Raw genomic sequence first — 25,030 nt, forward strand, 5'->3', positions numbered from 1 at the left:
GTCCGCACAAGTTGCGGACCCGGCATTGTCGCGGCGCAATATGAAACCTTTGTGACCCATGCTTTGCAGCAGGAAGTGGCGGATAGCCGAGAATGGGGGTTTTCCCTGTAACCAAGGGGAACGTTTTGGTACGATGCATGCTTTTCCGACGACGGTAATGCCAGTGCCCCGTGCCGCCATGTGCCTGTGCCTCGACCGCTTCGCCTCATGAGGCTGGCTGAGATCAAGACCCGGCTTGCCCCGCTGCTCGCCTCGCTGCAGGCTTCATTGCCTGCCCCCCTCCAGCAACGCCTGTCAGGCATGGCCGCGCGCCTTGCACGCGCCGGCCTGACCCGGCCCGGGTCGCTGCGCCCCACGCGGCGCGGCGTGCTGGTGGGGCTGGCCGCCATCCCGGCCGCCTTCCTGCTCTATGTGCTGGTCCTGATCCCGTTCACGCCGGGCATCAGCGATATCCGCAAGGCCAAGTCCGAGCAGCCGGCCCAGGTGCTGTCCGCCGACGGCAAGGAACTGGCAGTGTTCAAGTGGGCCAACCGCGACTGGGTGCCGCTGTCGCAAATCTCGCCCAATGTGGTGGCTGCGCTGATCGCCACCGAAGACCATCGCTTCTACCAGCACCACGGGCTGGACTGGCGCCGGCTGGCCTCGGCCGCGGTGCATACCTTTTCCGGCGACCGCCAAGGCGGGTCCACCATCACCCAGCAGCTGGCACGCAACCTGTATCCCGATGAAATCGGCCGCGCGCCCACGCTGACGCGCAAGCTCAAGGAAGCCATCACCGCGCTGAAGATCGAGGCGCTCTATACCAAGGACGAGATCCTCGAGACCTATCTCAATACCGTGCCGTTCCTGTACAACGCGTTCGGCATCGAGATGGCGGCGCGCACGTACTTCGACCGCCCGGCCCGCTCGCTGGACGTGCTGCAGAGCGCCACGCTGATCGGCATGCTCAAGGGCAACAGCTACTACAACCCGGTGCTCAACCCCGAGCGCGCGCTGGACCGGCGCAATATCGTGCTGGGCCAGATGGTCAAGCGCGGCAAGCTGGATGCGGCGCGCTACGAGCAGCTGAAGAAGCGCCCGCTGCGCATCGACTTCGAACGCCAGACCGAGCCGCCCGGTCCCGCGCCGCACTTCGCGCAGCAGCTGCGCAAGTGGCTGATCGGCTGGGCCGACCGCAATGGCTACGACATCTACGCCGATGGCCTGGTGGTGCATACCACCATCGACGCCCGCCTGCAGGCCATGGCCACGCAGGCCGTGGTGCAGCAGGGCAACCGGCTGCAGGCCATCGCCAACGCGGCCTGGGCGCCGCGCGCGGGCTGGGCCGCCAACATGCCGCTGGTGCAGGCCTTCGTGCGCGAGACCCCGGAATACCGTGCCGCCATCGCCGCCGGCACCGCGCCGGAAGAGGCGCTGCGCCATCTGATGTCCGACCATGCCTTCATGCGCGCGCTGCACCAGCAGAAGACGCGCATCCAGGCCGGCTTCCTGGCTATCGACCCGCGCAACGGCGAGATCCGCGCCTGGGTCGGCAGCCGCGACTACACCCAGGACGCGTTCGACCACGTGCAGCAGGCGCGCCGCCAGCCGGGCTCGACCTTCAAGCCCTTTGTCTACGGCGCGGCCTTTGAAGAAGGCAAGACCCCCGACGACACGCTGATGGACCAGCCGGTGGAAATCGAACTGGCCGGCGGCGAGGTCTGGCGCCCCACCGATGAAGGCCGCCCCACCGGCCGCGCCATGTCACTGCGCGACGGCCTGGTCTATTCGCGCAACACCATCACCGCGCAGCTCATGCACGAAGTGGGGCCGTCCCGCGTGGCGCGGCTGGCGCGCGACATGGGCGTGCGCGACAGCCAGCTCGACCTGGTGCCGTCGCTGGCGCTGGGCACCAGCCCGGTCACGCTCAAGGAGATGGTGGCCGCCTACGGCACCATCGCCAACGCCGGCGACTACATCGCGCCCACCATGGTGACGCGCATCGAAGACCGACAGGGCAATGTGCTGCAGGTGTTCCGGCCGGCCCGCGCCGAGCACGCGCTGCCCGCCGCCACCACGCAAACCCTGCTCGACGTCATGCGCGACGTGATCGACCGCGGCACCGGCGCCAGCATCCGCTCGCGCTTCGGCATCCGCGCCGACGTGGCCGGCAAGACCGGCACCACCCAGGACAACGCCGACGGCTGGTTCATCCTGATGCATCCGGAACTGGTGGCGGGCGCCTGGGTCGGCTTCAACGACAGCCGCGTCACGCTGCGCAGCGACTACTGGGGCCAGGGCGCGCACAGCGCGCTGCCGATGGTGGGCGACTTCTACCAGCGCGCGCTGCGCTCACGCATCGTCGACGGCCGCGCGCGCTTTGCCGAGCACGAAGAGACCAGCCTGTTCGCATCGCTGGGCACGCAGCTGCGCGGCTGGTTCAACCAGCTGTTCACGCGCGACAAGGCCAGCGAGACCCCGGCGCCGCGCCCGGCACCGCGCCGTCCGGCCTTGCCTGCGCCAGAGGCTGAGGTTGCGCCGCCGGCCGGCACGGCATCGTCTGCCGCGGCGGATGTCGGCCCGGACGATTCCAGCCTGGCGCTGGACCGGGGGGAGACGGTGATTGCGGTGCCGCAGGGCTCGGCCGCGGACACCGCTGCTGCCAGCGCTGCGGATGTACCGGCAGGATCCGCGCCTTCGGTGTCGCCGGGGACGCCGGCGCCTTCGGTCCCAACTGCACCTACTTTTCCCGCAACACCACCTTCCCCACAGGCGCCGGCGGCGCCGGCAGTTCCCCCTACACCGTCAAATACGCCACCGAACGGCTACGCGCCCGGCTGATTCGCCCTCAGCGGGCGGGTCTTCGATATCTGGCCAGTCCACGTCAATGGGTTCCCATTGCGCAAGCAGCGAACGCAATGGCATCGTCACAACCGGCTCAATGATGAGGCGGTTCTTTTCACGCCGCAAAACGGCTTCACTCCCCTGCAGTTCGAACTCAGGTGGGATCAGGATTGTCTGATTGCCGCGACGGCGAATCAGCCTGACACGGCGTATCTCATCGGTAATCGTCATGGAGCACTCTCTGGTATGCCCTAGAGCATCCGCGAAACCTGCTGCCATCGCAATGCCTTACACCAACCCGATATCCCGCCCCCGCACCCCCGGAAACACCTGCGCCAACCGCGCCTCATCCAGCCCGTACAACCTGCGGAACACCCCGCCCAGCACCGCCCGGTACTCATTGCGCACAGGCCAGTCGCGGTTCTGGTTGAGCGTAGCCTGTTCCACCGCCACCTGCTCGCCGGCCATGCGGCCGCCGCGCACCGCGCCGCCCGCGGCCCAGTAGACCGTGCCGTGGCCGTGGTCGGTGCCGCGCGTGCCGTTCTCGCGGAAGGTGCGGCCGAATTCGGACAGCACCACCACGGTGGTCTTGTCCCAGGCGGGCCCCATCTCGGCGGCAAAGGCAGACAGGCCATGGCCGAGGTTGTCGAGCAGGCCGGCCAGTTGCCCCTGCGCGCCGCCCTGGTTGACGTGAGTGTCCCAGCCGCCCACGTCGATAAAGCCCAGGTTGAAGCGCTCGCGCATCAGCCCGGCCATGCGCCGGGCCTCGACCTCGAAACCGCGCGCGCTGAGCGAGCGGCGGTTGGCGGCCTGCATTTCCTGCATGCGCGTGGCTGCCATGGTGCCGGCGTCGCTGCCTGACATGCCGGGCTGCGGCTGCGCCTGGCGCGCCACGGTTTCGCGCAGCTCGAAGCCCTCATCGATCAGCGACTCAAAGCGGGTTCCGCTGTACATCTGCGCCAGCAGCTTCGCCTGGCGCGCATCGAACGGGGTGCGGCCGCTGCCCTTGAGCGAGACATTGGGCACGTCGCGCGGGCCGGACAGCACCATCGGCAGGCCGTCGGTGAAGGCCACTGGCGCAGCCTGCCCGCCCATGGCCTGCGCCAGGCGGTTCAGGAAGCCGCTGCCGCGCAGCGAGGCCACGGCCTTGCGGTCCTCGCCCTCGCCGGGCAAGCCGGCCTCGATCCCGTCCTGGGTCTCGAAGTGGCTGCGCGACAGGTCGTGCGTACCGGCGAACGGCACGAAGGCCAGCTGGCCGCGCTGCCACAACGGCAGCATGGTCGCGGCCAATGCTGGGTGCAGCGCCCAGTCGCCGATGCCGCGCGCGGCGCTGTCGGCGGCAAAGGCCGGCGCCAGCGCCACCGCCGCGTTGGGGTCAGCGTCCGCACCGGCCGCGGGCGGGCGCCGGATGGCGATATTGGGCCGCGCGGCATAGTAGAAATCGCTGCCGGCCGGCACCAGCACGCTGGCGGCGTCATAGCCGCCGCGCAGGAACACCAGCAGGAAGCGCGCATCGGCCTGCGCCGGCAGCGCATAGACGCGCGAGGCGATGGCGGGCAGCGCCAGGCCCAGCGTGGCGCCGCCCATCGTTTTCAACCATTGTCGGCGTTGCATGGTCTGCTCCCTGTCAGCGCTGCATCCACTCGGGCGAGCCGAGCAGCACGGTATTCCATTCGGCCTGCGATTCGGCCTGGGCCAGCGCGGCGCGCGTGGCGGGGCCAAGCGTGGCTTCGATGGTGTCGTAGTACAGCTTGTTGCCGATCATCGGGAAGCGCGCGCCGCGCGGCCTCGCGCCATCGCCGGCAAACAGTCCCGCCGGCCCCGAGCCGATCGCGCGCGCAATCTCGAAGCGCCGCACCATCTGGCCCGAGCTGGCCCACGCGCTTTCCGACGACGGATAGCCGTCCGGCGCCACATGGCCGTAGAGCGGCTCGCCAAGCTGGTTCAGCCAGTTCATCACCGGACGCAGGTTGGCCACGGGACGGCCTTCATAGGCGAGCCGCATCGACGACACCACATAGACCATCGGATCCTTGAACTTGCGCGTTGGCGCGGCCAGTTGCCGGCCCAGTTCCGGCGCCAGGAACAAGGTGCGCAGCACCGCGGCGATATCGCCATCTGTGCGCGTGAAGGTCTGCGCCATGCGCTCGACCAGCGCCGGCGGCGGGTTGTCGGCGATGAAATAGGCCGCCAGCTTGGCGCTGATAAAGCGCGCGGTGGCCGGCTCGCGCGCCAGGATCGACACCGCTCGCACCACTTCATCGAAGCCGGCCGGCTCGATGCGCTGGCCCAGCAACGTCTTCGCGCCGAAGTCGTGGCGCGCGGGGTTGAATTCGAACAGGCCCTCACTGCGATACAGCCCCGCGCGCGCCGGCGGCAGCCGCGGCGGCGGCGTGCCGCGCAGGTTGACGCCCACGCCGGTCAGCACGCGCGCCAGCTCCTGCACGTCCTGCTGAGTGTAGCGGGAGCCGCTGGGGCCGCCGGCGACGCCCATGGTATGCAGCTCCATCAGCTCGCGCGCGTAGTTCTCGTTGATGCGGTTGGCGCTGCTCTGGTCGTTGTCGAGGTAGACCAGCATGGCCGGCGCGGTCACATTGGCCATCAGCAGGTCGCGGAAGCGGCCCAGCGCGTGCGGACGGATGGCGCGCTCTTCGTAGTCGGGCAGCAGCAGCCGGACCTGGCCCTTGCCCGAGTAGATGTTGAAATGGTTCATCCAGAACCACGTCATCTGCTCGCGCAGTTGCGCCGGAGAATACAGCGCGCGCAGCAGGTGACGCCGCGTGGCATCGGCCACGATCTCGCGGCCCTGCTCGTTCAGCGCCTGGCGGGCCTGCTGCTTGCTGTCGTCGTCGGGCAGCGCGTCGATGCGCTGGCGGGCGTCTCGCGCGGCCTGGACCTGCGCGGCGGCATCGGCCTGCAGCTTGGGCAAGGCTGCGATGGCGGCCGCCAGTTCGGGCGGATCGGCCATCGGCAGCGTCAGTTGCTGGTCGAGGAAGCCCTTGCGGCCCAGCCTGCGCAGGTCGCCAAGGGTGGCCTGGTCAGCGCCGTAGGTGATGGTGTTGAGCCAGCGCAGGTCGGTGGCGGCGGTACTGCCGCCAGCCTCGGCCGGCATCTGTGCGCAGGCGGCCAGGCATGCGGCCAGTGCCAGTGCCGCGGCGGCGCGCCAGGGCGCGAGCCCGCCACGGCGGGGTTGTCTCGAATGCTGCGCCGGATTCATGCCCGCCTCCTCGCCTTTTTCGATCAGACCATCACTATGTTACGTGGCAAGCGCACATCCGTTGACCCGGAGGCGCTGCGGGAGTGTTACCAATGCTTTCAGCATGCCGATTGCCGGATTTGCCAAGACAGCGGCGCGCGGCCTGGCTAGCCTTGCGCTTTGCCCATCCGATCCCGCCCGGCGGAAACGCCTGCTTGCATGTCACGCCCCCTGTCCGCTGCCGCCTGGCTGCCCACTGTTGCCTTTGTCCTGATCTGGTCCACCGGCTTTATCGTCGGCAAGGCCATCGTGCCGCTGGCCGATACCAGCCTGTTCCTGCTGGGCCGCTTTGCCGTGGCGGGGCTGATGTTCGTGGCGTGGTCGCTGGCCGCGCGCGCGGCCTGGCCGCCGTTGCGCGAGGCGCCGCGCCACCTGCTGGCCGGCGCGCTGATGCAGGGCATCTACCTGTGCGCCGGCTACGGCGCCGTGGCCAGGGGCTTGCCGCCGGCGATCATGGCCCTGCTGGGCGCGCTGCAGCCGCTGTTGACCGCGCTGCTTGCCATCCCCCTGCTGAAAGAGCTACCTTCCAGGCGGACGTGGCAGGGCCTGGCGCTGGGTGCGCTCGGCGTCGCGCTGGTGGTCGCCCCGGCGATGCAGGCCGGCATGCGCGCGGCCGCGCCGGCCCTGTCGCCCTGGATCGTGCTGCTAGGCGTGCTGGCCATTGTCTCCATCACCATGGGAACCCTCTTGCAGAAGTCCGCCATCGCCGCCTGTGACCTGCGCGCCAGCTCCGCGTGGCAGAACCTGGGCGCCATGCTGGTAGCCGCCGCGATGGTGGCGATCCAGTCCGCCGACACGCCGGTACACTGGCATGGCGGCGTGGCGCTGTGGGCCACGCTGGCGTGGGCGGCGATCGGCCTGTCGGGCGCCGGCACCTGGCTGCTGGTCAGCCTGGTGCGGCGCGGCCAGGCCGCCAATGCCGCGGCGCTGATGTTCCTGGCGCCGCCGCTGGCCGCGCTGCAGGCCTGGCTGCTGTTCGGCGAACGGCTGGATGCGGTGCAGGCGCTGGGCATGGCGGTGGCCGGGGCGGGCGTCTGGCTGTGCCAGACCCCTGGCAGGTTTCGGCATGCCCAAGCCCGCTGAACCCCACGCCTCGCCGCTGGTCGAGCACCGGCGCTACCGCCCGCAGCCGGACGGCCACCAGCACGGCTACCACCAGTTGCTGTTCGGCCTGGCCGGTGCCACCGAGTTGGAGATCGACGGCCACGTCTATCGCGTGGATGACCACACCGGCCTGATCGTGCCGGCCGGCAGCCATCATGAATTCCTGGGCTTCGACGGCAACCTGCAGCTGGTGGCGGACTTCCCGGCGCGTTCGGTGGCGCTGCCCGCGCGGCTGATGGCGCGCCCGCGCACGTTTTCGCTGGACGGCGCCTTCGGCAGCCGCGTGCGCGCGCTGGCGGCGTGGCGCGCCGCTGCGGCAGCGCGCGGGCCGCAGACCGACTGGCAACTGGCGGCCACGCTGGCCGCGGCGCTGGCAGACTGCCTCGGCATGCCCGGCGACGAACAGGTATTCCCGCTGATGGCCGTGGATGCCTACCTGCGCGCCAACCTGGCCTCGCCCCTGCGCGTGGCGGAAGTCGCCGGGCATTTCGGCTGGAGCGTGCGGCGCTTCCAGACCCTGTTTGCCGAGGCCTTCGGCGATACCCCGCACCGCTACCAGACCCGGCTGCGGCTGGACCGCGCGCTGCAGCTGCTGACGCAATCCACGCTACCGCTGGCCGAGATCGCGCTGGCGTCAGGCTACCCGGACCAGACCACCTTCACGCGCAGCTTCACGCGGCGCTTCGGGCAGCCGCCCGGGGCGTGGCGGGCGGCCGCACGCGGCTAGCCTGCCTGCGCGGTAGCCGATCCTGGCACCGGGCTAACCGTGGTGACCCGCTCGCCTCGAGGCGAGTTAGAGGGCGGCGCAGGTTGAACGTGCGGCGTATAAGGCTTCCGCCCCTTGCGTGATCAGCGCCGCATTGATCTGCGTCAGACTTAGATCATGCAGGGAAGCTATTGTGTCAATGAGGGCCCCGCGAGTCCCGATATCGTATCGGGACTCAACGGTCAGCTTGCCCATTTTCCCAGGAGGGCGCCATGGCCACCACACTCGTCAACTCGCTTCCGACTTCACCTTCCGCCGCGCTTTCCACCCCGGGCCCGACACCGCTTGCCGCCTGGCATACCGACCATATCCATTTCGCCTCAATGCTCGACCTGCTGGAAAAGCAGGTCAGCACCTTCCATCAGGGCGAGCAGCCCGACTACGGCCTGATGGCCACGATCATCCACTACATGCGCAACTATGGCGATTGCGTGCACCACCCCCGTGAGGATGTTGCCTACGCGCTGCTCGTGGACCGGGATCCCGGCACGCGGATCATCATCAGCCGGTTACTGCAGGAACATCGCGTGATCGCCACGGTCGGCGCGGAATTGCTCGACCGCCTGCGTGAAGCCCAGAGCGAGGTGGTCACCTCGCGAGCGGCACTGGAAGCGGCCGCCGCCATGTACCTGGTGTACTACCGCAACCATCTGTCCACCGAGGAGAAACAGGTCATGCCGCGCGCCGCCCGGTTCCTGACCGAAGCGGACTGGGCGGAGGTCGCCGCCATCGACCCGGCCAGTGCCGATCCGTTATTCGGCGCCAATGTGGAGAAGCGCTTCGCGACCTTGCGCAAGCAGATCGACAGCGAAGCGAGCGCGTCCATGCGCTGAACGTCGGTGGCTGCGCGGCACTGCCGGGCCTCGGCTCGGAACTTATGCCTGCGGCGCGAGGGCACATGCCGGCCGCCGTCAGCAAGCGATCGGCGAACGGTATCCGGGCGTCTTCGCCAAGCCGTGCAGCCAACAGCACTCCTCGCCATGCTCATTGTCGTTGCCTACGGAACCGGTCTATCCTACAATACTTAGGCTCCTAACAATATGACCGGAGGCATGATGGCAGCGCACAATCCAATGTACTGGCATGACGGGCTACTGATCGGTCATTCCGCTATTGACGACGAACATCGACGGTTTGCGGCACTCATCCAGTCGTTGCGCGTAGCGCCTGTTGAGCGCCTGGCGCAGACGCTGGAGGAACTGCTGCAACTGGCACGAACGCATTTCCTGCATGAGGACAGCCTTATGGAGGCAACGGCCTTTCCGCCGCGCAAGTGCCACATCGGCGAACATGCAGCCGTGCTGGCCTCGATATCCGGCGTGCAGGCAAGGCTCGTACGCGGGGAGGTGGCGGTTGCGCGCCGACTGGCAGAAGAACTGGAGCACTGGTTTCCCGCGCATGTCCAGCACCTGGATTCGGCGCTGGCGCACTGGATCTGCAAGCAGCACGCCGGCGCCAAGCCGGTCGTCCTGCGCAGGAACCTGGAAGCCCGTCCCGCCGCGGAGCCTGCGTAAGGCACAGACAAGCCGTGGCAGAATACGCCTTTGCCCTTGCTTCCCCCCTATGTCGAAAGCCTCTGCACTCAGAGAACAGGAAATCGCCCAGCGCGTCCTGCGCCGCTGGCACGACGACGTGCCCAATGATCGCCTTGCGCACCTTGTGAAAGACGCGACGCGGGTCTTCCTGCGCGCGCTGCAGCACCGGCTCGCCCAGCATGACGTGCAGCTTGGCCACTGGACCTTCCTGCGCATTCTCTGGGAACGCGACGGCATCACCAAGCGTGAGCTCAGCATTGAAGCGGGCGTGATGGAGCCGACCACATTCGCGGCCTTGCAAGCCATGGAGGCGCTCGGCTATGTCACGCTGGAGCGCCGGCCGACCAATCGCAAGAACATCTATGTGTTCCTCACGCCATTGGGCAAGCGGCTGCGCAAGACGCTGGTACCGTTGGCCGAAGAGGTCAATGCGGTGGCGGTCCAGCATCTCGCCACGGAAGAAGTCGCCACCACGCGCCGCGCCCTGCTGGTGATGATCGACAACCTGACCCGCGACCAGCAAGGTATCGAGCAAGCGTAAGCGACTGCACGGGGAGGACTGCGGCTGGCAGTCCTGTTTTCCCCAACACATCTCCAACCGCCCCCCCTCCTCCTTCCCGCTCTCAATCTTCCAGGCTGCGACCTGCTTCGCAGCCGGCACGTATTCGCCTTTCCGCCGAGCATCTGGCAAGCCGATGTCTTGCTTCCCGTCCGTCCGCGCATTGCGCACGTGACTGTGACGGCGCACGCCCTTTATCATTAGCCTCCTAAGTATTTTCCCTTGGTTTCCCAATCCCGCCTTGCCATCGATGTTTGCTCTGATTATTCTTAGGCCACTAAGTATTTTTCAAGCAAAGCCAGAACGCCAGACCGGCCAGCGCCGGAGATGCGCTGGCCAGGAGCCCCCAAATGATGACGAAGGAAGAAAACGACCTGTTGTGCCGTGTAGAAGGCGATGCGCCGATGGGGCAGCTGATGCGCCGGCATTGGACGCCGGTCTGCCTGCTCGAGGAGGTGACGGAGCCCGATGGCGCGCCGGTGAAAGCGCGCGTGTTCGGCGAAGACCTGGTCGTGTTCCGCGACAGCGACGGCCGCGTCGGGGTGATGGACGAGTACTGCCCGCACCGCAGGGCGTCACTGGTCTTCGGCCGCAACGAGGAAGGCGGCCTGCGCTGCCTTTATCACGGCTGGAAGATGGATGTGGAGGGGAACGTGCTGGAGATGGTCTCCGAGCCCGCATCCAGCGGCATGGCAGAGAAAGTCAAGCACAAGGCCTATCCGGTCAAGGAATGGGGCGGCATGGTCTGGGCATACATGGGACCGGCGGACGCGGTGCCGGAATTCGTGCCACCACGCTGGGCGCCGACCGAGGACACCCGCGTCAGCATCGCCAAGGTGCTGCTGCCTTGCAACTGGGCCCAGGTGCTGGAGGGCGCGATCGATTCCGCGCACAGCTCGAGCCTGCACAGCTCGGACATGGTGCCGGCGCGCGTGGACTGCGCCAAGGCAACCGACAGCCTGTGGCTGCGCCCTTCGACCGACAAGGCGCCGCGGCTCCAGGTGCAGCGCGGCGGCTACGGCTTCCGCTACGCCGCCATCCGCAGGCCGATCCAGCAGGCGCAGACGCATGACTACGTGCGCTCCACGGTCTTCGTCGCGCCGGCAACCGCGCTGATCCCGCCGAACAACCTCTACAACGTCGCCAACATCAACGTGCCGATGGACGACACCAACACGGCGTTCTACTTCATCGCCTGGGGCCATCCGGCGCAAACTCCTGAAACGGAGACGTGGCGCAAGTTCCTGCGCCAGACCGTCGGCGTGGACCTGGACGCGTACTACCGCCCGCTGCGCAACATCGACAACCGCTTCTGGCAGGACCGCCAGGCGATGAAGGCGGGCAACTTCACCGGGATTGCCGGCTTCCCGAACCAGGACGTCGCGATGTGGCTGACGATGGGCCCGATCGCCGACCGCAGCCATGACCGGCTGGGCGCGAGCGACCTCGCCATCGTCGAGTTCCGCAAGCAGATGCTGGATGCCGTCCGGGCGTTCCAGCAGGGCGGCGAGGCGATCGGCACGGGTGCCAATGCGATTCCCGCCGACGTCTGCGCGTTCCAGGCGGTGGTGCCGAAGTCGGATGATTGGCGTACGTTCAACGTGCAATACGTCTGGGCCGGCGGACCGGAACTGCCCGAGCTGGAGCCGTCGTACTCCGTCACGGCATGAGGAGCACAGCCCCCACATCCCCCGCTGACCGCCACCCGCATTCCCCCGAGCCCCCACTCCATCACCGATGACCAAACTCCGCCTCTCCGTCGCCATGGGCGACTATGACCGTACCCGCGCGCTGCTCGATGGCCGCGTCCAGATCGACGGCGTCGATCCCGTCTACATGACGCTCAACCCGGAGGAAATGTTCTTCCGCGCCATGCGCAGCCAGGACTTCGATATCAGTGAGCTGTCTTTCTCGAGCTACCTGGTCAAGCATGCGCGCGGCGACTGTCCGTACATCGCGGTGCCTGTCTTTCTCTCGCGGGCGTTCCGCCACACCTCCATCTACGTGCGCAAGGATCGTATCGGGCGCCCCCAGGACCTGAAGGGCTGCCGCATCGGCATTCCGGAGTACCAGCTCACCGCGATCGTGTGGGCGCGCGCGGTCCTGCAGGACGACTTTGGCATCCACCCGTCCGATGTGACCTGGGTACGCGGCGGCATCGATACGCCGGGGCGTCCGGAAAAGGTGAAGCTGCAGCTTCCCGCCGATGTCCGCGTGGAGGCCGCGCCCGAAGGCCGCACGATCTCCGAGCTGCTGGACAGCGGTGAGATCGACGGCTTCATCGCGCCGCGGCCCCCGGGCGCCGCGGCGCTGCGCAACGAGAACGTGGGCTGGCTCTTCGACGATCCGACCGCCGAGGCGAAAGACTACTTCCGGCGCACTGGCGTGTTTCCCATCATGCATGTGGTGGGCATCCGCAAGACCCTCGCCGAGGCGCAGCCGTGGTTGCCGGGCGCCGTCTTCAAGGCGTTCAGCCAGTCCAAGGCCCACGCGCTGGCGCAGCTGTCCGATACGTCCGCGACCAAGGTGACGATGCCGTTCGTGGAAGAGATGCTGAAGGCCGCGCGCGAGACGCTGGGCGAGGACTACTGGTCGTACGGCGTGCAGGCAAACCAGCGCACACTGGAGACGTTCTCCCGCCATCACCATGGCCAGGGCCTGTCCGAGCGGCTGGTGCCGGTGGAGGAGATGTTCCACCCCTCCACCTACGAGTCCTACAGCATCTGACAAACGCGCGGGCGGGGCCATGCCGCGCCCGCGCACCTCCAGGAGCAAAGATGTTCGAGTACAACGAAACCCTTGAGCAGGCGCTGCGACGCAACGTCGACGACGCGCTGCGCGAGGACATCGGGCGCGCCGACTGGACGGCGCAGCTCGTGCCGGCGGCCAAGCGCGTGCAGGCGCGCGTGGTGGCGAAGGAAAACGCTGTGATCGCGGGCCAGCCGTGGTTCGACGCATGCGTGGCGCGGCTCGATCCGGACGCGTCGATTGCGTGGCGGATTGCCGAGGGCGAGACCGTGCTGGCCGGCTCCGAGGTCTGCCGCATCACCGGTGACGCACGGGCGCTGCTGTCCGCCGAGCGCCCGGCGCTGAATTTCCTGCAGACGCTGTCCGGCGTCGCCACCGTGACGCGCCGCTACGTCGAGCAGATCGCCGGGGTGTCGCCCAATCCGAACGGCTGCGCGATGCTCGACACGCGCAAGACGCTGCCCGGCCTGCGCATGGCGCAGAAGTACGCCGTCCGCGTGGGCGGCGGCGCCAACCATCGCCTGGGGCTGTGGGACGGCATCCTGATCAAGGAGAACCATATCGCCGCGGCCGGCGGCGTGCGCGCGGCGCTCGAACGCGCAGCGCAGCTCGGCGCCGAGGTGCCGGTGCAGATCGAAGTGGAAGACCTGGAGGAGCTGGCGGCGGCACTGGCCGCCGGGGCCACCAGCATCCTGCTGGACGACTTCAGCCTCGACGACATGCGTCGCGCCTGCGCGCTGAACGCCGGGCGTGCGCTGCTGGAGGTCTCCGGTGGCGTCGACCTCGAATCGCTGCAGGCCATCGCCGCCACCGGCGTGGACCGGATCTCCAGCGGCAAGCTGACCAAGGACGTGCGCGCGATCGACCTGTCGATGCGCATCGTCGACTGACAGGAATGCGCATCATGACTACCACACCGCTCCATCCCGAGCCCCACGCAGACACGCCGATGCTGCTGCGCATCGCGCGCATCCAAGACGCCGCGCAAGGCATCCGCAGCTTTGAGTTCGTGCAGGCGGACGGCACCGAACTGCCTCCGTTCACGCCGGGCTCTCACATCAAGGTGCAGGTGCCCAACGGCATGCTGCGCAAGTACTCGCTGTGCAACGACCCCGCCGAGCTTCACCGCTACATGATCACCGTGAAGCGCGACGAACAGGGACAGGGTGGCTCGAAGAGCCTGTGCGACGATGCCAGCGAAGGCGACCTGATCCCGGTCGGCTTGCCCGACAATGCCTTCCCGCTGCTGGAGGATGCCAAGGCGTTCGTCTTCATCGCCGGCGGCATCGGCATCACGCCGATTCTGTCGATGATCCGCAGCTTTGGCGAGCTTTCCACCGCAAAATGGCGGCTCTATTACTTCACGCGCTCGCCCGAGAGCACCGCCTTCCTGGACGAGCTGCAGGCGCCCGAGCTCAAGGGAAAGGTGAAGATCCACCACGATTTCGGCGATCCTGGCAAGGCCTTCGATCTGTGGCCGGTGCTCGAGCGTCCGTGCGACACCCACATCTACTGCTGCGGTCCGCGCGGCCTGATGGAGGCGGTGCGCGACATGTCCGGGCACTGGCCGGCCACCCGGATCCACTTCGAAAGCTTCAACGAGGGCGGCGGCGTGCATGCCGACGACAAGCCGTTCGACGTAGTGCTCAGCCGCAGCGGGCAACGCTACCAAGTGCCGGTCGGCGCGAGCATCCTGAACGTGCTGCGCCAGCATGGCTGCAATGTGCCATCGTCCTGCGAGAGCGGCACCTGCGGCACATGCCGTACCGGGCTGGTGTCGGGCGAGGCAGACCATCGCGACATGGTGCTGATGCCGGAGGAGATGGACCACCAGGTGATGATCTGCGTCTCGCGGGCAAAGTGCGCCGAACTGGTGATCGACCTATGAGCGCCAACGCAACCCGGCAAGTGCGCCTGGGCGTGGTCGGGCTCGGCCGGGCCTTCTCGCTGATGCTGCCTACGTTCCTCGCGGATCAGCGCGTGCGCCTCGCCGCCGCCTGCGATCCCCGCGAGGCGGCACGCCAGCAGTTCGCGCGCGATTTCAATGCGCCCGTCTATGAGGACCTGGCGGCCATGGCGGCGTCGCCAGACCTTGACGCCATCTACATCGCGAGCCCGCATCAGTACCATGCAGCGCATGCGTGCCTGGCGGCGGAAAGCGGCAAGCACCTGCTCGTGGAGAAGCCGATGGCGATCTCGCTCGCGGAGTGCGACCGGATCATCGCGGCTTGCGAGCGCGGCGGCGTACGGATAATCGTGGGGCATTGCCACAGCTTCGATTCGCCATACCTGCACGCGCGGCAACTGATCGCGTCAGGGCGCTTCGGCGCAGTGCGCATGATCAACGCGCTGAACTACACCGACTTCCTGTATCGCCCGCGGCGCCCCGAGGAATTGCAGACGGAGGCCGGCGGCGGCGTGGTGTTCAGCCAGGCCGCGCACCAGGTCGACGTGGTGCGCTTGCTGGCAGGCGCGCCCGCCACACGTGTGCGGGCGACACTGGGGAGCTGGGACCCGGCCCGGCCGACCGAGGGCGCCTATAGCGCCATGCTCTGGTTCGAGGACGGTGCCTACGCGTCGCTGACCTACAGCGGCTATGGCCGTTTCGACACGGACCCGTGGAACGGCGGCTTCAGCGAAATGGGATTCGCCACGCGCGAGGAGGACTACGGCCGCGCACGGCGCAAGCTGGCGTCGATCGGCTCGGCGCAGGCGGAGGCGTGCCTGAAGACGGATGGCACCTACGGCGGCCCGTCGTGGCAGGCCCCGGCCGGCACGGAACGCGCGCTCGCCAACCAGCACTTCGGGCCGGTCATCGTGAGTTGCGAGCATGCCGATATCCGGCCGATGCCGGACGGCATCTGGGTCTACGCCGACACGCAGCGTGAGCACATCCCCCTGCCGGCACCGGCGGTGCCCCGCTTCGAGGTCATCGACGAACTGGTCGATGCCGTCGTCCATGGACTCGACCCGCTCCATGACGGCGCGTGGGCGCGGTCCACGCTCGAGGTCTGCCTGGCGATGCTGACCTCGGCGCACGAGGATCGGGACGTAACGCTCACGCGCCAGGCGAGGGCTTCGCCACATCCGGTCGACGTATCACCGGTCGCCTGAACTCATGGCTCACCCAAGACCACCTTCCGGATAACCCCCGCGCAGCGAGTCCACGAATGCCGTCGTCAGAACGGCATCGTCAAGGGCCGCCGCATGCACTACGATCGTAAAATGGAGACAACACATGAACCGCCCCCAAATCCGGCTTGCACGACGCAGGCTTTGCCTCAGCCTGGGCCTCGGCCTCACCGCGGCATTCGTTCCCGCATTGGCCATGGCCAGCGCCGATGCCTGGCCCACCAAGCCCATCCGCTTTATCGTTCCGTACGCGCCCGGAGGCTTGCCTGACACCGTTGCGCGCGTTTTGTCCCAGCAACTCACCCAGCGCCTGGGCAAGCCGGTCGTCGTTGACAACCGGCCCGGCGCCAATGGCGTGGTCGCCGCCCAGGCGCTCATGACGAGCCCTGCCGACGGCCACACGTTCCTGGTGACCGACGGCTCGATGATGTCCATCAATCCGGCGATTTACAAGAACCTGTCGTATGAACCCAAGCGCGATTTCGTGCCCGTCTCGCTTGCCGCCAGGTCTCCGCTCTTCCTCGCCGTCAATGCACGCGTTCCAGCCAACTCACTCAACGATTTCGTCGCGCTGGCGAAATCCAAATCTGGCACGCTCAACTATGGATCTTCCGGCATCGGCAGCACCCATCACCTGTCGATGGAAGCACTGAAAACCGCGCTCAAGCTGGATATCAAGCACGTACCGTTTCGTGGCTCCGGCCAGTCCGTTCCGGCTTTGATCGGGGACCAGGTCCAGGTGGTGTTTGCTGCCTTGCCGTCGCTGTCAGGCTTCGTCAAATCGGGCCAGGTCAAGATTCTCGGCACCAACTCCCTGCAGCGCTCCGCTCTTGCGCCTAAGATTCCGGCAATCTCCGAGGTGGTGCCAGGATACGACTTCGCTGTGACGGTCGGCTTGCTTGCCGCAAAGGGAACCTCGGACGCCGTGGTCAAGAAAATGGCCGACGCGGTTTCCGAGGCAGTCAAAATGCCCGAGGTGATTTCGCAGCTCCACGTTGCCGGTATCGAACCCGTGGGAGGATCCAGCGCGGACTACGCGAAGGTCATTGCCGACGAGGCGGCTCGCTATGCGCAGGCCATCAAGGTTGCGCATGTCGTGGCCGAGTAAGTAGCACACTCCATCCGCCGCTGTGGCGCCCATTGATCCCAAAGTGGAGAAAGCGTCTAATCATCCAGAGAAGGGACCTGAAGTGACGAGGTCTGTATGCATTGCACAAACTGCGGTTCCGAGAACCCTCCTGACGCCAGGTTCTGCAAGGATTGCGGAGCGCGCCTGGGCCGACGCTGCCCGCAGTGTGGCCACGACTCGGGTTCGGCCGACAGGTTTTGTACCGCATGCGGCGCATCGCTGGTCTTACTGACTGTCGGCCCTTCTGATGGAAATCAGCCGACGGCGGCGCCCGCTCCCATCGACTACACCCCACGCCACCTGGTCGAACGCATCCTGGCGCAGCAGGCGGCGATGGAAGCCAGGGGCGCGACCGCCGGCGAGCGCAAGACCATCACGGCGCTGTTCGCCGACATGGCGGGCTCCACGGCGCTGATCCACGACCTGGACCCGGAAGAAGCGCGCCGCCTGATCGATCCCGTGATCGCCCTGATGATGGAGGCCGTGCACCACTACGAAGGCTATGTCGCCAAGTCGCTGGGCGACGGCATACTGGCCCTGTTCGGTGCGCCCATCGCGCATGAAGATCACCCGCAGCGCGCGCTGTATGCGGCGCTGCGGATGCAGGAAGCGATGCGCCGCCACAGCGACCGCATCCGCCTGGAGCAAGGCATACCGCTCCAGATCCGGGTGGGCATCCACACCGGTGAGGTGGTGGTGCGGTCCATCCGCCGGGACGACCTGCATACCGACTACGATCCGGTAGGACACACGATCAATATCGCCTCGCGGATGGAAAGCATCGCCACGCCGTCTTCCATTCTGGTCAGCGAGGCGACCTGCAAGCTGACCGAGGGGTATTTCGACTTCAAGGCCCTGGGCGCGACCCAGGTGAAGGGCGTTCGGGAGCCGCTTGCCGTGTATGAGGTGGTGCGCCTGGGCGTGTTGCGCACGCGCCTGCAGGTGGCGCAACACCGCGGCCTGGCGCGCTTTGTAGGCCGCGACGGTGAGCTGGCGCAATTGCGTGACGCGCTGGAGCGGGCCAAGGCGGGACACGGGCAGATCGTGGGCGTGGTCGGCGAGGCCGGGGTCGGCAAGTCACGGCTGTTCCATGAGTTCAAGATGCTGTCGCAGCGAGGCTGCATGGTGCTGGAGACCTTCTCGGTGTCGCACGGCAAGTCGTTCGCGTACCTGCCGCTGATCGACCTGGTGAAGAATTATTTCCAGATCGAGCCGCTCGATGATGAGCGCAGGTGCCGCGAGAAGGTCGCTGGCAGGATGCTGATGCTGGACCGCACACTGGAAGAGCTGCTGCCTTACCTGCTCTTCCTGCTGGGCATCAGCGAGCCGGGTTCGGCACTGCCCAACATGGATCCCCGCATCCGGCGCCAGCGCACGTTCGACGCGATCACGCGCCTGCTGGTCCGCGAGAGCCACAACCAGCCGCTCGAGTTGATCTTCGAGGACCTGCAATGGCTGGACAGCGAGACCGAGGCGTTCCTGGATGTCCTCGCCAGCCACCTGCCAGGTGCCAGGATCCTGCTGCTGCTCAACTATCGGCCCGAGTACCAGCATGGCCGGCACCAGCAGGACGCCTATACCGAGCTCCGGCTCGATCCGTTGGGCCAGGCCGAGGCCCAGGAACTGCTCGCCGCGCTGCTTGGCGACGATCCCGCGCTGACGCCGCTCAAGCGGCTCATCCTGGACAAGACCGAGGGCAATCCCTTCTTCATGGAGGAAGTGGTGCAGACCTTGTCCGAGGAGAAGGTCCTGCTCGGCGAACCTGGCCACTACCGCATCGAGCAGACCCCTATCGCGCTGCATATTCCCACCACGGTCCAGGGCGTGCTGGCCGCGCGCATCGACCGGCTGCCCCGCGCCGAGAAAGACTTGCTGCAGAGCCTTGCCGTGATTGGCAAGGAGTTTTCCCTGAGCCTGATCCAGCGCGTGGTCTCCCAGCCGGAGGAACAGTTGCAGCCGCTGCTGGCCAGGTTGGAGGCCGGCGAATTCATCTACGAGCGGCCCGCATTCCCGGATACGGAGTACATGTTCAAGCATGCGCTGACCCAGGAAGTCGCCGGCAGCTCGCTGCTAACCGAAGAGCGCACCGCGCTGCACCAACGCACGGCGCAGGCGATCGAAGCCCTGTTCCGGCATCAGCTGAAGGATCACTACAGCGAGCTGGCCCGGCACTACAGCCTGAGCGGCAACGAACCGAAGGCCGTCGAGTACCTGCAGTGCACCGGCCAGCAGTCAGTACAGCGCTCCGCGTACCACGAAGCGATCCGCCACCTGAATGCCGCTCTGGAATTGCTCCAGCGCCAGCCCGATTCGCCCGAACGCGCACGCCAGGAACTCACGCTGCGCCTTGCCATCGGGCCGGCGCTGATCGCCGCCAGGGGCTTTGCCTCGTCCGAGGTCGAAGCCACTTACAGCCGTGCCCTGGCGCTGTGCGGCGAGGTCGGGGAGACCCCACAGCTCTTTCCCACGCTAGTCGGCCTGCGCACGTATTTCTCCCTGCGCGCCGAGCATCGCAAGGCTTACAAGCTGGGCAAACAACTGCTTGCGCAGGCCAGGAAGACGCAGGACCCGGAGCTCTTGGGCGAGGCCCATGTCTCGCTCGCCACGACCTTGTATTACTGCGGAAAATTCAGGACCTCCGATGGCCACCTGCGAGATGCGCTCGCCCTCTACGGCGCCGAACCGGATCATGTCCACGTGAATATGCATGGCGTCGATCCGGAGTCACGGGCGCTATCCTTTTCGGCATTGGTCCTGTGGAATCTCGGCTATCCGGACCAGGCCTGCAAGCGAGCACAGAATTCGCTCACGCTGGCCCGGCAGCTGTCCCATCCCTTTAGTCTCGCGCATGGCCTCTGCCTGGCGGCCGAGCTGCACCAGTTCCGCTGCGACCCAAGGCTCACGCTGGAGTGCGCCGACGCGGCCATCGCGCTCTCAAGCGAGCAGGGCTTCCCCGTGTGGCTTGCCTGGTCGACCGTCCTGCGCGGTTGGGCGCTGGCCGAGCAAGGGCAGCATGAGGAAGGCATCGCGCAGATGCGCCAGGGGCTGGCGGCGTACCACGCCACCGGCGCGGCGCTGGGGCATTCGCACTTCCAGGAACTGTTGGCACAGATCTACGCACGCCTGGGACAGGTCGATTCAGCTCTGGACGCGCTAGCCGAAGCGGAAGACGCGGTGCAAAGGACCGGTGAGCACTATTGCGAAGCTGAGTGGCATCGGATCAAGGGCGAGATGATCCTTCACGGCTGCCGTTCTGATGGCCTTCTGTCTGAAGATGACGCGCAAGCGTGTTTTCACCAGGCGATCGCGGTAGCCCGCAGGCAGCATGCCAGGTCGCTGGAGTTGCGGGCCTCACTGAGCCTTGCGCGGCTCTGGCAACACCAAGGCCGGCCGGAGCCGGCCAGGCAACTGCTGGACCAGATCCGCAGCGCGTTTACCGAGGGGCTGGACAGCGCGGACATGCGCGACGTCGTGGCGGCATGCCGTTGATGACCATGACTGCGACTGCTGCGGCAACGGTACCGCCGCCGCCAGGACACTCAGCGCTGGGTAGCCGACGGGTCGGCCAGCGCCGTCAACGGGCCCTGCATCCGGTAGAACGCCTTGTCCGCGGCGGTGAAGAATGCCATGGAGCGGCCGCGCACGAAGTCGTCGACATGCACCACGGTCGCGCCATCAGCTTCCTGCCACGAGATCGCATACACGCCCTCCGAGATCTCCTGCCACGCGCAACGGGCCTCGCCAGTCGCTCCGACGTAGGGGCCGGCGACGATCGCGTAGTGGACCGACTCGCCATCCTCGGAGTAGATGTTGTGCGCCGACAGGCCGTCATAGTCGACGCGGAAGCTGCGCCCGGCGAAGAGCGGCTTCTGGGGAGTGGTATTCGTGTTCATCGGATGGCTACCGGATTGATGTTGACCTGCATGGCGAACGGCAGGGTCGCCGCCAGGGCGATTTGCGCCAGTGTTTTCATTCTGAATCTCCTGACCTCCACTCAGGCCGCCTTGGCTGCAAGTGCGGGATAGTCGGTCAGCCCGCGTGCGCCACCACCAAACAGCGAGTCGCGGTCGTGGGGGTTGAGCGTCGCGCCAGCGCGCAGGCGCTCCGGCAGGTCGGGGTTGGCCACGAACGGCCGGCCGAAGGCAATCAGATCGGCCCATCCCTCGTTCAGCGCGGCTTGCGCACGTTCCGCGGTGTACTTGCCGGCGTAGATCAGCGTGCCCCGATACACCTCGCGCAGCCGCTGCTTGAATGCGGCGGGCATATGCGGTGCATCGTCCCAGTCGGCCTCGGCGATATGGATGTAGCCCACGCCTAGCTCGCCAAGCAGCTTTGCCGCGGCCGTATAGGTGGTTTCCGGATCGGCGTCGACGCAGCCATTGAGCGTGGTCAGCGGCGCCAGGCGGATACCGACCCGGTCCTTGCTGCCCGTGCCCTCGATCAGCGCCTGCGTCACCTCGCCCAGGAAACGCAGGCGGTTTTCGAGCTGGCCGCCATATTCGTCGAAACGGTTGTTGGCTTCCGAGTCGATGAACTGGTTGACCAGATAGCCGTTGGCCGCGTGCAGTTCCACACCGTCGAAGCCAGCCGCCATCGCGTTGCGCGCGGCCTGGCGGAATTCGTCGACGATGGCGTGGATCTCTTCCACCTTGAGCGCGCGCGGCTGGGAGGCCTGCACGAAGCCCGGCTTGCCATCCTGTTCGGCAACGAACACGTTCACACCGTGCGCCTGGATGGCGGACGACGACACCGGCGCGTGGCCATCGAGCAGACTGATATGGCTCAGGCGGCCCACGTGCCAGAGCTGCGCGAAGATGCGCCCGCCCGCTTCATGCACGGCAGTGGTGACCTTGCGCCAACCGGCGACCTGCGCCGGCGTGTGGATGCCGGGCGTCCACGCATAGCCCCTGCCGAGCGGCGAAATCCAGGTGCCCTCGCTGACGATCAGGCCGGCGCTGGCGCGTTGCGCATAGTACTCGGCCATCAGTTCGTTCGGCACGTCGTCGGGCTGGCTTGCGCGCGAGCGCGTCATCGGCGGCATCACGATGCGGTTGGGCAGCATGAGAGCACCCAGCGCATGCGGCTGGAACAGCGGATTGCGTGTATCGGACATCATGGCCTCCTCAGTCCCAGGCCGGGGCCAGGCCCTCGGGGCTGACCTCGCGGCCGTTGCGCTCCAGCGCGGCGATCTGCGTCATGTCGTCGGCGTCGAGCTTCAGGTCGCGCGCCAGCAGGTTGCTGGCCAGGTTCTCGCGCCTGGTCGACGACGGAATCACCGCATAGCCGAGTTGCAGCGCCCATGCCAGCGCAACCTGCGCGACGGTGGCGTGGTGCTTGTCCGCGATCTGCGCCAGCACCGGGTCCTTCAGCACCTTGCCGTAGGCCAGCGTCATGTACGACGTCACGGCGATGCCCTGCTCCTTCAGGAACGCGGTGAGCTTGTGGTTCTGCAGATAGGGGCTCAGTTCGATCTGGTTGGTGGCGATTTCGCCCTTGCCAACCGCATCGATCGCCTGCTTCGTCAGCGCGATATTGAAGTTGGAAACACCGATCTGCCGCGTCAGGCCCAGCGCCTTGGCTTCGGCCAGCGCCGCCATGTACTCGGGCAGCTCCACGCCGTTGCCCGGCGCCGGCCAGTGGATCAGGGTCAGGTCGACGTAGTCGGTGCGCAGCTTGTCCAGGCTTTCACGCAGGCTTGGCACAAGCTTGTCGGCGGCGTAGTTCGCCGTCCAGATCTTGGTGGTCACAAACAGTTCATCGCGCTTCACACCGGCCTCGGCGATCGCCTGGCCGACGTCGGCCTCGTTGCCATAGATCTGTGCCGTATCGACGGCGCGATAGCCCAGGTCCAGCGCATTGCGCACCGAATCGATCACGGCCTGGCCGGTCAGGCGGAAAGTACCAACGCCAAATGAAGGAACGCTCATGGTGCAACTCCTATGAAGGAAACTCGAATGCACGCAGTTTGCCGCCCTTACCTTTGCGGATAAAGCCGTGTATAAGGGAAATTCATTTGATTTGAAATCAACAATGAAGACGACCATCGATGAACTGCTGGCCTTTGCTGCCGTGGTGGACAGCGGCTCGATCACGGCGGCCGCCGAGCAGCTCAAGCTGACGGTCTCCGCCACCAGCCGCACCCTGGGCCGGCTGGAGGAAAAGCTGCAGACCACGCTGCTGCGGCGAACCACGCGGCGGCTGGAGTTGACCGAGGAAGGGGCGGCATTCCTGGAACACGCCCGCGCAATCGTGGCGATGGTTGACGAAGCGGAAGAGCAGATCGCGGCGCGTCGCATGCGGCCGGTTGGGCGCTTGCGGGTGGATGCGGCAACGCCGTTCATGCTGCATGTGATCGTGCCGCTACTGGAGGGCTTTCGCGCCAGCTACCCGGAAGTTGAACTGGAACTCAACTCGAACGAAGGCATCATCGACCTGATCGAAAAGCGGACCGATGTGGCGTTCCGCATCGGCCAGCTGAAAGACTCCACGCTGCACGCGCGCGCCATCGGCACCAGCCGAATCCGCATCCTTGCCAGTCCCGACTACCTGAAGCGCCACGGCACGCCCACCAAACCGGCGCAGCTCGCGCAGCATGCGCTGCTGGGCTTCACCCAGCCGGAATCACTGAACGACTGGCCGCTGCGCGACGACGACGGCGGCGTGCTGCATATCAAGCCAACCATCGCCTCGTCCAGCGGCGAGACCCTCAGGAGCCTGGCCCTGAACGGCCAGGGCATTGTCTGCCTGTCGGACTTCATGACGCGCGACGATCGGCGGGACGGGCGACTGGTGCAGCTGTTTGCGAAACAGACCCTCGATGTGCGCCAGTCGATCAACGCGGTCTACTATCGCAACACCGCGTTGGCGTCCCGCATCACCTGCTTCGTCGAATATGTGGTCAAGGTGCTCGGCCAGAAGCCGTTCGAGAGCTAGTGGCACCGGTCCGTATCAGACGCGATCGACAGGCAGCGGCGCGTTCGCGGCCACCAGGTGCTGCTCACGCAGTTCGCGCCAGAAATCGGCGGGAATGACTTCCTTCAGCGCGGCGACGTCCTCGGCGATGCGCTCCGGTCGGCTCGCGCCCGGGATCACGGCCGCCACCACCGGGTTCGCCAGCACGAACTGCAGGGCCGCCGCCTTGATGCTGACGCCGTGGCGCTGAGCGACCGCCTTGATGCGCTCTACCCTGGCGATGATCTCGGGCGGAGCCTTCTGATATTCGAAGTGCGCGCCTCCGGCCAGGATGCCGGAACTGTATGGACCACCGACGACAATCTCGGTCTTGCGTTCCGCCGCCTTCGGCATCAGGCGCTGCAATGCGCGCTCGTGGTCGAGCAGCGAATATCGGCCCGCGAGCAGGAATCCGTCCGGCTGCGCTTCGGCGAGATCCAGCGTCAGTTCGATCGGCTCGACCCGGTTCACGCCCAGGCCCCAGGCCTTGATCACGCCCTCCTCGCGCAGGCGGGTCAGCTCGCGGAAGGCACCCTTGCGCGCGGTCTCAAAGTACGACAGCCATTCATCGCCATAGAAGTCCTGGGCAATGTCGTGGACCCACACAAAATCAAAGCGGTCAGTCTTCATGCGCTTGAGGCTGTCCTCGATGGAGCGCAGCGTGCCGTCGGCAGTGTAGTCGACGACGAGCTTGTTCGGGCGGCCAGCCGCAAACAGTCCGCTTTTTTCGCCCAAGGCCCGCCCACTGGCGTCCTCGACTTCGTCCAGGATCAGGCGGCCGACCTTGGTGCTGAGCACGAATTCGTCGCGCTTGTGTCGGGACAGTGCCTCACCCAGGCGGATTTCGGCCAGGCCCGCGCCATAGAACGGCGCCGTGTCGTAGTAGCGCACGCCTTGCGCCCAGGCCGCGTCCACGGTGGCCTGCGCCTCCGCTTCCGGGATGTCGCGGAACATGTTGCCCAGCGGCGCCGTACCAAAGCCGAGCACGCTGCCGGCCAGTTTGTCCTTGATGCTCATGACTGCTCCG

At 66.8% G+C, this 25,030-nt stretch carries 21 protein-coding genes; 14 read left to right on the top strand and 7 right to left on the bottom strand.

Features of this window, described 5'->3' with window-relative positions; genetic code table 11:
- The first annotated feature begins 207 nt into the window (after positions 1–207).
- The gene (locus AC07UK_RS16060; RefSeq protein WP_436224841.1) at positions 208–2,820 is read left to right on the top strand and encodes a penicillin-binding protein 1A; all 2,613 of its coding nucleotides are present in this window, start codon (positions 208–210) and stop codon (positions 2,818–2,820) included.
- Here the strand turns inward: AC07UK_RS16060 and AC07UK_RS16065 are convergent.
- The 3 genes from AC07UK_RS16065 to AC07UK_RS16075 are packed head-to-tail and all read right to left on the bottom strand — an operon-like array spanning position 2,785 to position 6,040.
- Positions 2,785–3,054 carry an antitoxin gene (locus tag AC07UK_RS16065; protein ID WP_436224840.1) on the bottom strand — a complete coding sequence of 90 codons (270 nt, stop codon included), beginning with the start codon at positions 3,052–3,054 and terminating at the stop codon, positions 2,785–2,787. The genes AC07UK_RS16060 and AC07UK_RS16065 overlap by 36 nt on opposite strands.
- 57 nt (positions 3,055–3,111) lie before the next feature.
- Positions 3,112–4,437: a DUF1501 domain-containing protein gene (locus tag AC07UK_RS16070; protein ID WP_436224839.1), complete on the bottom strand. Its 1,326-nt coding sequence runs from the start codon at positions 4,435–4,437 to the stop codon at positions 3,112–3,114.
- Between the two features lie 13 nt (positions 4,438–4,450).
- Entirely contained in the window at positions 4,451–6,040 is a 1,590-nt protein-coding gene (locus AC07UK_RS16075; protein WP_494687575.1) for a DUF1800 domain-containing protein, read from the bottom strand.
- A 198-nt stretch (positions 6,041–6,238) separates the two neighbouring features.
- Here AC07UK_RS16075 and AC07UK_RS16080 point away from each other — a divergent pair, with 198 nt between their 5' ends.
- From AC07UK_RS16080 to AC07UK_RS16135, 12 genes are all read left to right on the top strand, one after another.
- Positions 6,239–7,162 carry a DMT family transporter gene (locus AC07UK_RS16080; protein WP_436224837.1) on the top strand — a complete coding sequence of 308 codons (924 nt, stop codon included), beginning with the start codon at positions 6,239–6,241 and terminating at the stop codon, positions 7,160–7,162.
- Positions 7,146–7,910: a helix-turn-helix domain-containing protein gene (locus tag AC07UK_RS16085; RefSeq protein WP_436224836.1), complete on the top strand. Its 765-nt coding sequence runs from the start codon at positions 7,146–7,148 to the stop codon at positions 7,908–7,910. Before AC07UK_RS16080 ends, AC07UK_RS16085 begins: the two co-directional genes overlap by 17 nt.
- A gap of 251 nt (positions 7,911–8,161) precedes the next feature.
- Positions 8,162–8,782 carry a hemerythrin domain-containing protein gene (locus AC07UK_RS16090; protein WP_436224835.1) on the top strand — a complete coding sequence of 207 codons (621 nt, stop codon included), beginning with the start codon at positions 8,162–8,164 and terminating at the stop codon, positions 8,780–8,782.
- A 219-nt stretch (positions 8,783–9,001) separates the two neighbouring features.
- On the top strand, positions 9,002–9,463 hold the full coding sequence (locus AC07UK_RS16095; RefSeq protein ID WP_494687576.1) for a bacteriohemerythrin: 462 nt from the start codon (positions 9,002–9,004) through the stop codon (positions 9,461–9,463).
- A 49-nt stretch (positions 9,464–9,512) separates the two neighbouring features.
- Positions 9,513–10,025, top strand: coding sequence for a MarR family winged helix-turn-helix transcriptional regulator (locus tag AC07UK_RS16100; protein ID WP_436224833.1), 513 nt, complete (start codon positions 9,513–9,515; stop codon positions 10,023–10,025).
- A gap of 368 nt (positions 10,026–10,393) precedes the next feature.
- Complete coding sequence (locus tag AC07UK_RS16105; RefSeq protein ID WP_494687577.1) at positions 10,394–11,713, top strand: Rieske 2Fe-2S domain-containing protein; 1,320 nt, start codon at positions 10,394–10,396, stop codon at positions 11,711–11,713.
- Between the two features lie 67 nt (positions 11,714–11,780).
- Positions 11,781–12,770 (top strand): ABC transporter substrate-binding protein, encoded by a 990-nt coding sequence (locus AC07UK_RS16110; RefSeq protein ID WP_436224831.1) that lies wholly within the window; start codon positions 11,781–11,783, stop codon positions 12,768–12,770.
- 50 nt (positions 12,771–12,820) lie between these two features.
- Positions 12,821–13,681: a carboxylating nicotinate-nucleotide diphosphorylase gene (nadC, locus tag AC07UK_RS16115; RefSeq protein ID WP_436224830.1), complete on the top strand. Its 861-nt coding sequence runs from the start codon at positions 12,821–12,823 to the stop codon at positions 13,679–13,681.
- A 14-nt stretch (positions 13,682–13,695) separates the two neighbouring features.
- Positions 13,696–14,679, top strand: a complete 984-nt coding sequence (locus AC07UK_RS16120; RefSeq protein ID WP_494687578.1) for a PDR/VanB family oxidoreductase — start codon at positions 13,696–13,698, stop codon at positions 14,677–14,679.
- Positions 14,676–15,905: a Gfo/Idh/MocA family protein gene (locus tag AC07UK_RS16125; RefSeq protein WP_436224828.1), complete on the top strand. Its 1,230-nt coding sequence runs from the start codon at positions 14,676–14,678 to the stop codon at positions 15,903–15,905. The genes AC07UK_RS16120 and AC07UK_RS16125 overlap by 4 nt, the downstream gene beginning before the upstream one ends.
- Positions 15,906–16,029: 124 nt before the next feature.
- Entirely contained in the window at positions 16,030–17,031 is a 1,002-nt protein-coding gene (locus tag AC07UK_RS16130) for a Bug family tripartite tricarboxylate transporter substrate binding protein (protein WP_436224827.1), read from the top strand.
- Positions 17,032–17,127: 96 nt separating this feature from the next.
- Positions 17,128–20,541 (top strand): adenylate/guanylate cyclase domain-containing protein, encoded by a 3,414-nt coding sequence (locus tag AC07UK_RS16135; protein WP_494687579.1) that lies wholly within the window; start codon positions 17,128–17,130, stop codon positions 20,539–20,541.
- 50 nt (positions 20,542–20,591) lie between these two features.
- Here the strand turns inward: AC07UK_RS16135 and AC07UK_RS16140 are convergent, their stop codons facing one another.
- From AC07UK_RS16140 to dkgB, 3 genes are all read right to left on the bottom strand, one after another.
- Positions 20,592–20,945, bottom strand: coding sequence for a MoaF-related domain-containing protein (locus tag AC07UK_RS16140; protein WP_436224825.1), 354 nt, complete (start codon positions 20,943–20,945; stop codon positions 20,592–20,594).
- Positions 20,946–21,046: 101 nt separating this feature from the next.
- On the bottom strand, positions 21,047–22,168 hold the full coding sequence (locus AC07UK_RS16145) for an alkene reductase (protein ID WP_494687580.1): 1,122 nt from the start codon (positions 22,166–22,168) through the stop codon (positions 21,047–21,049).
- 7 nt (positions 22,169–22,175) lie between these two features.
- Positions 22,176–22,979, bottom strand: a complete 804-nt coding sequence (dkgB, locus tag AC07UK_RS16150; RefSeq protein WP_436224823.1) for a 2,5-didehydrogluconate reductase DkgB — start codon at positions 22,977–22,979, stop codon at positions 22,176–22,178.
- A 103-nt stretch (positions 22,980–23,082) separates the two neighbouring features.
- On the opposite strand from dkgB, the gene AC07UK_RS16155 reads away from it, so the two are divergent.
- Positions 23,083–23,985 carry a LysR substrate-binding domain-containing protein gene (locus tag AC07UK_RS16155; protein WP_436224822.1) on the top strand — a complete coding sequence of 301 codons (903 nt, stop codon included), beginning with the start codon at positions 23,083–23,085 and terminating at the stop codon, positions 23,983–23,985.
- Positions 23,986–24,000: 15 nt separating this feature from the next.
- On the opposite strand, the gene AC07UK_RS16160 is transcribed toward AC07UK_RS16155, so the two are convergent.
- Positions 24,001–25,020 (bottom strand): aldo/keto reductase, encoded by a 1,020-nt coding sequence (locus AC07UK_RS16160; RefSeq protein WP_436224821.1) that lies wholly within the window; start codon positions 25,018–25,020, stop codon positions 24,001–24,003.
- Between the last annotated feature and the right edge of the window lie 10 nt (positions 25,021–25,030).

This window comes from Cupriavidus sp. GW821-FHT07C08 (assembly GCF_059419025.1).

Bases quoted from the DNA above. Each gene is read 5' to 3' on its own strand.
- AC07UK_RS16060 (WP_436224841.1), top strand. From the start codon at position 208: ATGAGGCTGGCTGAGATCAAGACCCGGCTTGCCCCGCTGCTCGCCTCG.
- AC07UK_RS16065 (WP_436224840.1), bottom strand. From the start codon at position 3,054: ATGACGATTACCGATGAGATACGCCGTGTCAGGCTGATTCGCCGTCGC.
- AC07UK_RS16070 (WP_436224839.1), bottom strand. From the start codon at position 4,437: ATGCAACGCCGACAATGGTTGAAAACGATGGGCGGCGCCACGCTGGGC.
- AC07UK_RS16075 (WP_494687575.1), bottom strand. From the start codon at position 6,040: ATGAATCCGGCGCAGCATTCGAGACAACCCCGCCGTGGCGGGCTCGCG.
- AC07UK_RS16080 (WP_436224837.1), top strand. From the start codon at position 6,239: ATGTCACGCCCCCTGTCCGCTGCCGCCTGGCTGCCCACTGTTGCCTTT.
- AC07UK_RS16085 (WP_436224836.1), top strand. From the start codon at position 7,146: ATGCCCAAGCCCGCTGAACCCCACGCCTCGCCGCTGGTCGAGCACCGG.
- AC07UK_RS16090 (WP_436224835.1), top strand. From the start codon at position 8,162: ATGGCCACCACACTCGTCAACTCGCTTCCGACTTCACCTTCCGCCGCG.
- AC07UK_RS16095 (WP_494687576.1), top strand. From the start codon at position 9,002: ATGATGGCAGCGCACAATCCAATGTACTGGCATGACGGGCTACTGATC.
- AC07UK_RS16100 (WP_436224833.1), top strand. From the start codon at position 9,513: ATGTCGAAAGCCTCTGCACTCAGAGAACAGGAAATCGCCCAGCGCGTC.
- AC07UK_RS16105 (WP_494687577.1), top strand. From the start codon at position 10,394: ATGATGACGAAGGAAGAAAACGACCTGTTGTGCCGTGTAGAAGGCGAT.
- AC07UK_RS16110 (WP_436224831.1), top strand. From the start codon at position 11,781: ATGACCAAACTCCGCCTCTCCGTCGCCATGGGCGACTATGACCGTACC.
- nadC (WP_436224830.1), top strand. From the start codon at position 12,821: ATGTTCGAGTACAACGAAACCCTTGAGCAGGCGCTGCGACGCAACGTC.
- AC07UK_RS16120 (WP_494687578.1), top strand. From the start codon at position 13,696: ATGACTACCACACCGCTCCATCCCGAGCCCCACGCAGACACGCCGATG.
- AC07UK_RS16125 (WP_436224828.1), top strand. From the start codon at position 14,676: ATGAGCGCCAACGCAACCCGGCAAGTGCGCCTGGGCGTGGTCGGGCTC.
- AC07UK_RS16130 (WP_436224827.1), top strand. From the start codon at position 16,030: ATGAACCGCCCCCAAATCCGGCTTGCACGACGCAGGCTTTGCCTCAGC.
- AC07UK_RS16135 (WP_494687579.1), top strand. From the start codon at position 17,128: ATGCATTGCACAAACTGCGGTTCCGAGAACCCTCCTGACGCCAGGTTC.
- AC07UK_RS16140 (WP_436224825.1), bottom strand. From the start codon at position 20,945: ATGAACACGAATACCACTCCCCAGAAGCCGCTCTTCGCCGGGCGCAGC.
- AC07UK_RS16145 (WP_494687580.1), bottom strand. From the start codon at position 22,168: ATGATGTCCGATACACGCAATCCGCTGTTCCAGCCGCATGCGCTGGGT.
- dkgB (WP_436224823.1), bottom strand. From the start codon at position 22,979: ATGAGCGTTCCTTCATTTGGCGTTGGTACTTTCCGCCTGACCGGCCAG.
- AC07UK_RS16155 (WP_436224822.1), top strand. From the start codon at position 23,083: ATGAAGACGACCATCGATGAACTGCTGGCCTTTGCTGCCGTGGTGGAC.
- AC07UK_RS16160 (WP_436224821.1), bottom strand. From the start codon at position 25,020: ATGAGCATCAAGGACAAACTGGCCGGCAGCGTGCTCGGCTTTGGTACG.